Raw genomic sequence first — 6,533 nt, 5'->3', positions numbered from 1 at the left:
ACTGCCGGCGAAAGCTTAGGCCGCCGCCTGACTTCAGACTGCCCAGGTAGTGTTAACACGGATCATTGGGCCAGCGAGTATGAGGTGGCCATGGGGCCGACCAGTTATAGCCATAAGCCGTACTGAGCCCACTGCCGCGGGCAGGCGCTCCATTGCGCCACGCGGCCCCTATGGCAAGTTAGGGCGCGTTGGGCTGGCGTCGAGGGCTGTGGCGTCTGCTATCCACGCTATGAGCCCACGATCAAGGATCACGCCCGAGGAGAGCCGGCGCCGAACCGCCGACCAGCTAAGAATCAGCTGGTTACGGATGGTGGTAGGCCGCGAGCTGGATCTGTGGAGCATCACGATCCCCGCCGGGATCGGCGCCGAACGCAGGCGCTGCCTGCTGGACTCTCTCAGCCCGGCTTGCTGTTCCTCGATCGTTTGCCGCAGCATACTCAGGCAGCGAGGGCCGCTGCGTGGGGTCGGTGGTGCCAAGTTGTCGTAACGCAACAGAAGCTCGCAGCATGAAGGTTTGTCGCGTTATGGATATGAAAGATCATCTAGGATTGGTTGTTGAACCGTCCCTCTCGCTGACGGCGCCAACGAGGCGACGCTGGCCGGTTGAGGTCATCGGAAATACCGGCACAACTCTCATGTGCGCCGGTGCCCTTTCGCTACTTGCTTTAGGTAATCCCGATAGCACCGCGCCCATCTTTATTGCGGGAATGTCGTGTCTGTTTATCGCTGCGGTGGCAGATGGGCTTTTGGTAGGTGCCGATTGAGCGCTTTTGTTGCCAACCTGTCAGTCATAATGCGGCGCATGGCTAGCGGAGCCCCATTCACCTACCAGGAGCTACGCTGGGACTTCAGTCCCGACGAGGCGGATAGCCCCGCCTCCGCCGAGCAGGAGATCCAGCGCTGGCGTAAGCGGGGCTGAATTGTGCTGGACCGCTCCGACGGTCGTGCGACGTGGCATCTTACCGCAGTCGGTTCTGTGCGACCGTGACGCAAGCGCAAAGCGAGTAAACCATATAAGGCACCAACAGAAGCGGCCAACGACGCCGAGAACAAATATTGTTCTGAATTTAGAAGGCAGAGGTTATCGCTTATGTGGATGCTCTCTGCGGGTCAAAGCACCTCTTCAACTCTGGCACCGAGAGCACGGGTTGGAATCATCATCGAGGCTGCCGTGCCCTTCAACCAGAGGGATGCGAGACGCGTAGCGACCGGTTAGGTTCTTACTGGAGCCAAGTATCACCATCTGCGGCTTGAGCAGCCGCGGACGGGTATGATCTACCAGCCGGCATGGCTTTGGAAAGAGGTCCATGCCGGTCAGCCGCCGTATCTTGTCCGCCCTGTCGAGCGCTTTCCTGACCGCCTTGCTGCTGATCCTTCCATCCCCCGGGAAAGGTGCGCGGGCACAAATCGAGGAGCGCGGCCCACGATCGGATGGCCCCCTAGAGTCCTCCCTGCGCGACACTTTGCCGGATGGCGGCGACCCCCTTGGCATCGTCCGTAGGCTCTCCGACCAGGGGATCGAGTTCCGCCTGTCCTACATCAACGACGTGCTTGGCAATGTGCGCGGCGGGCAGCGGCGCGGCTGGGTGAACCAAGGTCTCTTCGAGCCTTCCCTCCAGGTCGATTTCGAACGGCTGGCGGGCATCGCCGGGTTGCGAGGCTACGCAAACGGCTTTTTCCTCCATAATTCGGGCCGCATTCGGCGCGACTATGTGGGCGGCGTGAACACCATCGCTGCCATCGAGGCGATGCCGCGCATCCGCCTTTCAGAGGCGTGGCTTGAGCAGAGCCTGTTCGGGGACACTGTGCGACTGCGCGCGGGCCAGCTCGCAGCCGATGTGGAGTTCCTCTACTCCGACCTGTCGGTGATGTTCCTCCAGAGCGACTTCCCGACGATCAGCGCGCTCAACCTGCCAGGCGGTGGGCCAGCCTTTCCGCTTGCGACGCCCGGCGCGATGGTGGGGTTCAGGCCAAGCCCCAGGTTCGAGATGAGGGCTGCGATCTTCAACGGCAACACGGGCCCGCCAGGCCGCGACGGTACTGACGACCAGGTACGCAACCGCTACAACACCAATTTCCGCGTGCAGGACCCGGCGCTCGTCTTCGGCGAGGCAAGGTGGCGCTGGAACCAGGAGGCGGATGCGACCGGCCTAGCTCGCACCCTCAAGCTTGGCGGCTGGAGCCATCTGGGCAAGTTCGAGGATCTGCGCTTCGCCGCGGACGGTTCGCTGCTCGCCGACCCTGGAAGCGTCGGCGTGCCGCTCCGACGCCGCGGCACTTGGGGGCTCTATGGCATTCTCGACCAGCAGCTGTGGAGGCCCGCAGGCGGTGATGCCTTGTCAGGCGTATCAGTCTTCGGGCGCGTCTCGGTCGCGCCGCAGGACCGCAGCACCATCGGCTTCTATGCCGATGGTGGGGTCGTCTTCGCCAACCTCGTGCCAGAAAGACCCAACGATCGCTTCGGCGTAAGCTTCATTTTTGCCGAATACGCGCAAGCCGTACGGGACTTCGACCGCGACCTCGCAAGGCTGTCGGGCAGCGCGCAGCCGCGCCGCAGCTTCGAGGCAAATCTGGAACTGACCTACCTCGCCGAGATCCGCCCGGGCTTCGACCTGCAACCTGTCGTCACGCATATCTGGAATCCGAGCGAGATGCCGGGCGGACGCAACGCCCTCGTTGTCGGCCTCCGCACGCGCCTCCTGTACTGACAAAGTTTGAATGTGTGAGTAGCACGTTCAGACATGCGGGTACTGGCGCAAGCGCAGCCTGCTGCTTCCATATCGCGCCTTATCCAACATCTGCCGGAGCAGCATGATGGTGTCGGAAGCATTGGCCTTGTGATCTCAGCAGCGCGGTCATCATATCCTCGGATCAGCGCTGCAGTAGAAGCCCTGCACTAACCAACATCCCGTACGGGCACGCGACCTCGTTCCGTCCACACGACGGATCTGATGTTGCGCTAACGCGCTCTTAGGCCAGGCCAATAAAGGTGGCCAGAGACAAGAGTGCCCCGGCACCGCCGAGGGTCGCGCCGACCCAGACCAGCATGACCGTGCCGGTGATGATGGCGGCCGAAGCGATGACGATGCCAACCTGCAGCAGGGCCGACGCCGCGTCGAAGCGGCCGTCGAGCCGCATCGCCTCGTCCCGCTCCTCCTCGGCTCGCTTGGCTCGGGCCATCAGCTCACGGCGTCCCTCGTTGGTTTCCGGCTCGGTCTCCCAGCGATCGATGTTGGCCCGCCACCGCTCAAGCATGCGCTCGGCGTCGGCCTCGCGGCCTGGGCGCGGTGTCATTAATGGCAGCAGGTCAGACAAGCCTCGCAGCGTCGTTTGGCGCACGGTCTTCGCCTGGAAGAACGACCACAGGTTGGCGCTCTCGACGTTCTTCAGTTGCGCCTCCGTCTTGGCGTCATCACCCGCCACCTCGGTGAGCGCGAGGGCCAGAGCCAGAGCGGCGATCAGCAGCGCGATTCTCCGGTTACCCTTGGCCTCCTCGACTGCCTCGGCGGCGTTGACCATGGTTCCACACTCCAACGGTGAGGCGCGCTTCATACCCGCATTCGGTGGAGAACGGCAGGGTGATGCTTCACCATGGTGAAACAAGAAGTTCCACTGCGCTCCTCGGGTGGCGTCCGGCCTGAACTCGGCGCCCAACTACCAGCTTGTGGTGAACCCGGCCTACAACGTCGGCCACGGTCCGGTGCACATCTTCGGGCTCCAGATCCGCAGCAAGGGCCGCCGCGAACTAGGGAGCTTTCTATGATCGGTGTCTTTGCTGTCCAGGACGGCGTGCTGGGGCCTGTTGCTGAGTCTAATCTCACGGCGCTACCTCCAGATGCGATCTGGATCGACCTCCTCAACCCTTCGGCTGAAGAGGAGAACGCTGTAGAGCGCCTGTTGGGTACCGGTGTGCCGACGCGGCAGGAGATGGCCGCTATTGAGGAAAGCGCTCGCCTTTACGAGGACCGGGGGGCGCTCGTAATGACCGCCGTGGTCGTCACCGGCGTCGGCGAGCGACGCCCCACCACCGCTGAGGTCACCTTCGTTCTCACTCCGAGGACTTTAGTGACAATCCGCTATGCCGACCCCCTGCCGTTCCGCACCTTCGACGCCAAGTGCCGCCGCGACCCGGGCGCCCACAACAGCAGCGACCTAGTCTTCCTGTCCCTGGTCGAGAATGTGGTGAACCGCCTTGCCGACATTATCGAGGCCACCGACGCGCAGCTTGATGCCCTTTCCGACGAGATCTTCGCCGAGGACGAGCAGACAGCGGCGGCTAGTGGGGTTGCGACCCGCCGGAAGCGGCGCAGGCCTGCCACCGACCTTCAGGCTGTCGTCAAACGCCTAGGCCGGTCCAGTTCGCTGACCGGCAAGTTGCGCGAGAGTTTGCTGAGCCTTGGCCGCATGCTGGCCTACTTCCGCCAGGGCGCAGACGGGCGATTGCAAGACAGCGTCGGCGCACGCCTTTCAACCCTGGACCGCGACGTCGCCTCCCTGACCGACTACGACGCACATCTGTCGGCGCAGATTGGCTTTCTGCTCGAAGCTACCTTCGGGCTTATCAGCCTTGAACAGAACAGTATCATTAAGGTGTTCTCGGTGGCGGCGGTGCTGTTCCTGCCGCCCACCCTGGTCGGCACCGTTTACGGTATGAACTTCGAGCACATGCCTGAGCTATCTTGGGCCTTTGGGTATCCGTTTGCCCTGCTGCTGATGATGGTCTCCGCTGTCGTACCCTACTATTGGTTCAAGCATCGTGGCTGGCTTTGATTGAAGCTATGTCCAAACTTGATGTCCGCAGGCTCTGTCGAGGCTGGCACGGACCCGCGATGCGGCGCTGGGCAGGAGGTACCGGCACCATGCCGACAGAAGAAGAACAAGAACGATGTGCATGCGGCCCAGAGATTTTCTTGCTGTTGACGTAATCACACCGTTAACGACTGGGCCTGGACGCATCAACGCACAGGACGGCCCGGTGGCCGTCCTGTTGGTACTGGCCGTGGACGCCGACCGCTCCACACACGTTACTGAGGCAGCACCGTCAAATTGTTGACCAAAAGCCGCCGCACCGCCACGCCAAGAACAGTTGTTCAGCAGAATTCAGGCGGCTGCAATTCCGCTGATATTCGCGCATGCCTCGAACGCGCGCGCCCCTGCGGCGCGATACTGGATGGCGGTGGCGTGGTCGCGGCGGGGGTGAAAGAGACTGTTGATCTGGTTGTGGGCGGAGAGCAAGCGCTGCGCCTGCCATGCTGACTTGAACTGCTTCATCAGCCGTTCTCGCCGCCGCGTCGGCTGATACGACTTTTCGGCCTGGTTATTCAGCTCCTTGTGCTGCCGGTGCTCGACGCCGGGCATCACCTCCTGCTTGGCTGCCCCTTGGCAAGGAGGCTTGTCGGTGATTATGACACGCGGCGTCCGGCACTGGCGCTTTAGCAGCTCTAGCCGTTCTTATTCACCAGGGGTTTGCGATGCGGCTGGCGGGTGTGGCGTAAGCTGCTGATTGCGTTTACGGATCTGGGTGTCGAGACCAATCCGCAGCAGCATCAGGCCGCGCCACACCCGCCATGGACGACGATGCGACCGAGCCCTTCGGCTTTCCAGCGCTCGGCCGCAAGAAGGTGGTCGCTGCCTTCGATGGCGGGCGGCTGACCTCGGATGGCGGCGTGCTGCTGCTGGCCGCGGCCGAGCGCCAACTCGGCGTCTGTGACCAACTGGCGGCGCTGATCTCCGACCCGCGCGACCCGTCGCGGGTGGTCCACCCCCTGGCCGACATCCTGCGGGCCCGGATCCTGGCGATCGCCTGTGGCTACGAGGATGCCGACGACCTCGACCACCTGCGCCGGGATCCCGGCTTCAAACTGGCCTGCGGTCGCTTGCCCGACACGGGCCGGGACCTGTGCTCGCAGCCGACCATGTCGCGCTGGGAGAACGCGCCCTCCCTGCGCGAGGTGATCCGGCTGACGCGGGCCATGGTCGACCTCTACTGCGCCAGCTACCCCAGGCCGCCCGCCGCCGTGACGCTCGACATCGACGACACCGTGGACGTGGTGCATGGGCACCAGCAGCTGTCGCTGTTCAACGCTCACTACGACGAGCGCTGCTTCCTGCCGATCCATGTCTACGACACCGCGACCTCCCGCCCGGTGATGGTGCTGCTGCGGCCGGGCAAGACCCCCTCCGGCCAGGAGATCCGGGGCCATCTGCGCCGCCTAGTCCGGCAGATCCGGCGCCACTGGCCAAACACCCACATCACCCTGCGCGGCGACGGCCACTATGGCCGCCCGGAGGTGATGGCCTTCTGCGAAGCACAGGGGATCGACTACGTCTTCGGCCTGCCGACCAACGCCGTGCTGCGAGCCGCGGTCGAGGACGCCGCCGATGACGTGCGGGTCCGCCGCGCCGAGGAGAACGCCCCGGTGCTGCGCCGCTTTGCCGAGACCCACTATGGCGCCAAGTCCTGGGGCAAGCAGCGCCGGGTGGTGGCCCGCATCGAGGCGAGCACCTTGGGCCTCGACATCCGCTTCGTGGTT

At 63.8% G+C, this 6,533-nt stretch carries 6 protein-coding genes; 4 read left to right on the top strand and 2 right to left on the bottom strand.

What is annotated here, in order from left to right:
• Positions 1-506: 506 nt before the first annotated feature.
• Both AC5JJ1_RS10240 and AC5JJ1_RS10235 read left to right on the top strand, forming a co-directional pair.
• The gene (locus tag AC5JJ1_RS10240; RefSeq protein WP_495785015.1) at positions 507-764 is read left to right on the top strand and encodes a hypothetical protein; all 258 of its coding nucleotides are present in this window, start codon (positions 507-509) and stop codon (positions 762-764) included.
• A 543-nt stretch (positions 765-1,307) separates the two neighbouring features.
• Positions 1,308-2,708, top strand: a complete 1,401-nt coding sequence (locus tag AC5JJ1_RS10235; protein ID WP_495785014.1) for a carbohydrate porin — start codon at positions 1,308-1,310, stop codon at positions 2,706-2,708.
• 262 nt (positions 2,709-2,970) lie between these two features.
• On the opposite strand, the gene AC5JJ1_RS10230 is transcribed toward AC5JJ1_RS10235, so the two are convergent.
• Positions 2,971-3,519, bottom strand: coding sequence for a DUF4337 domain-containing protein (locus tag AC5JJ1_RS10230; protein WP_495785013.1), 549 nt, complete (start codon positions 3,517-3,519; stop codon positions 2,971-2,973).
• Positions 3,520-3,759: 240 nt separating this feature from the next.
• Here AC5JJ1_RS10230 and AC5JJ1_RS10225 point away from each other — a divergent pair, with 240 nt between their 5' ends.
• Positions 3,760-4,770, top strand: coding sequence for a magnesium transporter CorA family protein (locus AC5JJ1_RS10225; RefSeq protein ID WP_495785012.1), 1,011 nt, complete (start codon positions 3,760-3,762; stop codon positions 4,768-4,770).
• A 330-nt stretch (positions 4,771-5,100) separates the two neighbouring features.
• Here the strand turns inward: AC5JJ1_RS10225 and AC5JJ1_RS10220 are convergent, their stop codons facing one another.
• Complete coding sequence (locus AC5JJ1_RS10220) at positions 5,101-5,439, bottom strand: DDE-type integrase/transposase/recombinase (protein ID WP_495785016.1); 339 nt, start codon at positions 5,437-5,439, stop codon at positions 5,101-5,103.
• A gap of 128 nt (positions 5,440-5,567) precedes the next feature.
• On the opposite strand from AC5JJ1_RS10220, the gene AC5JJ1_RS10215 reads away from it, so the two are divergent.
• Positions 5,568-6,533, top strand: a 966-nt coding sequence (locus AC5JJ1_RS10215; RefSeq protein WP_495785011.1) for an IS1380 family transposase, incomplete at its 3' end; no start/stop codon positions are given.

It is taken from the genome of Belnapia sp. (assembly GCF_059504005.1).
The sequence above is the reverse complement of the archived record's forward strand: the minus strand, read 5'-3'. Positions and strand labels throughout refer to the sequence as shown.